The organism is Mesorhizobium sp. M7A.F.Ca.CA.004.04.2.1 (assembly GCF_004022825.1).
In the GTDB taxonomy this organism is placed as follows: Bacteria; Pseudomonadota; Alphaproteobacteria; order Rhizobiales; family Rhizobiaceae; genus Mesorhizobium.
Map to the genome: position 1 here is coordinate 1 of NZ_RZPH01001023.1, position 2,101 is coordinate 2,101.

Annotated in this window: 2 protein-coding genes; one reads left to right on the forward strand and one right to left on the reverse strand. The window is 65.3% G+C overall.

The features are described from left to right. On the reverse strand, positions 1 to 1,169 hold a 1,169-nt coding region (locus EN893_RS30675), incomplete at its 3' end, for an FAD-binding oxidoreductase (protein WP_164901261.1). 242 nt (positions 1,170 to 1,411) lie between these two features. Between EN893_RS30675 and EN893_RS30680 the strand changes: the two genes are divergently transcribed. Beyond that, positions 1,412 to 2,101: esterase-like activity of phytase family protein (locus EN893_RS30680; RefSeq protein WP_206640202.1), on the forward strand; the 690-nt coding region annotated here is incomplete at its 3' end.

A 2,101-nucleotide genomic window follows, 5' to 3' on the forward strand; every position in this document is an offset into this window, starting at 1 on the left:
CGGTTGGCGGCGAAGGCGCCGTAGCGAGCGATGTCCATGCCGAAGATGTCGGCCTGCGGTTCGCCGAAAATCATCCACTCGGCCAGCGACTTGCCGACGCCGCCGCCCTGGCTGAAGCCGGCCATGACGCCGCAGGCAACCCAGTAGTTCCTCAGCCCGCGCACCGGCCCGACAATCGGATTGCCGTCCGGCGTGAAGGTGAAGGCGCCGTTGACCCATTTGCGGATGCCGGCCGTCGCCAGGCAAGGAAAGCGCTCATGCGCCTTGGCGAGTTCGGTGCTGATGCGGTCGATGTCTTCCGGGATCAGCTCGATGCCGTAGTCCCACGGCGCGCCATCCATGTTCCAGTGCTTCGGGTTCTGCTCGTAAACGCCGAGCAGCACGCCCTTGCGCTCCTGCCTGAGATACGAAAAGCCGTCGAGATCGACGGCGATGCCGATTTCCCTGTCCAGCGCCGCGATCTCGGGAATGTCCTCAGTGATGAAATAATGGTGCTCCATCGGCGTCACCGGCAGGTCGATGCCGGCCATGCGGCCGAGCTGCTTTGCCCACAGCCCGCCGGCATTGACGACATGCTCGGCGATAATGGTGCCCTGCTCCGTGACGACATCCCAGCGACCGTCGGCGCGCGGCTTCAACTCGACCACCCGGTTGCGCAGGATGATGTCGGCGCCGCGCTTTTTTGCAGCGCCGGCATAGGCGTGCGTCGTGCCGTACGGGTCGAGGTGCCCCTCGTTGGAATCATGCAGGCCGCCTAGCACGCCGGTGACGTCGACGATCGGGCAGATCGCCTTGATCTCGTCGGGCGTGACAAGGCGCGCGGTCTCGATGCCGACCGACTGAAACACCGCCCAGGCCGATTTCAGCCACTCCCAGCGCGCGGGATCGCTGGCGATGTTGACGCCGCCCGTCATGTGCAGGCCGATATCCCAGCCGGATTCGGCCGCGATCTCGCGGTAGAGATTGATGGTGTAGTCCTGCAGCGCCGCCACGTTGGGGTCGGCGTTGAGCGCATGGAAGCCTGCCGCCGCGTGCCAGGTCGAACCGGCTGTCAGTTCGGCGCGCTCGATCAGCGCCACATCGCTCCAGCCAAATCGCGTCAGGTGGTAGAGCACCGAGGCCCCGACCACGCCACCCCCGATGACGACTGCGCGGTAGTGCGACTTCAAGGCTTCCCCTCCACGGTTAGTCCGAAGGCTGGATCATATATGCACTGGACATAAGTGTCCAGTGCCGCGCGCGCATCGTTTTTCGTCGACCGCCGGCATGCACTGCGCGCTGTCACGCAAGCATCATGTTCGCGCCGTAGACCGCGTTTCGGGGAGGCTTGCGCGGCATCATCGATGTCGCACCTCTTTCAGTTTTTCGTCCCGCGGCCGCTCCGGCACATCCGTCACAAAGAGGATTATCCATGAAACACCTGTATCGAACCGCGTCGCTCGGCGTCGCGCTGGCCTTGTTCACCGCCTTGACGCCGGCGCTCGCCGACAGCACCGCGACCGTCGGCGGCACGAGCTTTGTCAACAAAGGGCTGGTCGGCGTCGGCCGCATCCCGGCCGCTCAGCGCGACAAGTTCGGCGAGACGTTTGGTTCGGGCTCGGGCATGTCGATCGACACATCAGGCTGGACGCATGAGGCCGCCGGCTACAAAGGTTCGCTCTGGCTGCTGCCGGATCGCGGCTACAATGTCGTCGGTACCACCGACTACCGGCCGCGCCTCAACACCGTCGCCATCGAGTTTACCCCGGTGGCACCAGGTGCGGCACCTGCTGCCGGCCAGCAGCAGACCGGCGTCAAGGCAACGCTCGCCGACACCATGCTTCTCACCGACGACAAGGGGGCTGATGCCACAGGCCTGGATCCGCTCAACGGCGTGCGCGCGGCAAGCGGCGACATGCCGATCCTGCCGCAAGCCGACAATGGCAAGCTGGCGCTCGACAACGAGGCGATCGTGCGACTGCCCGATGGTTCGATGTTCATCTCCGACGAATACGGCCCGAACATCTATCGGTTTTCCGCCGACGGGCATCTGCTGTCGGCAACCCAGCCACCGGCTGCGCTGGTGCCGATGCGCCACGGCACGCCGAACTTCGCCTCGGAC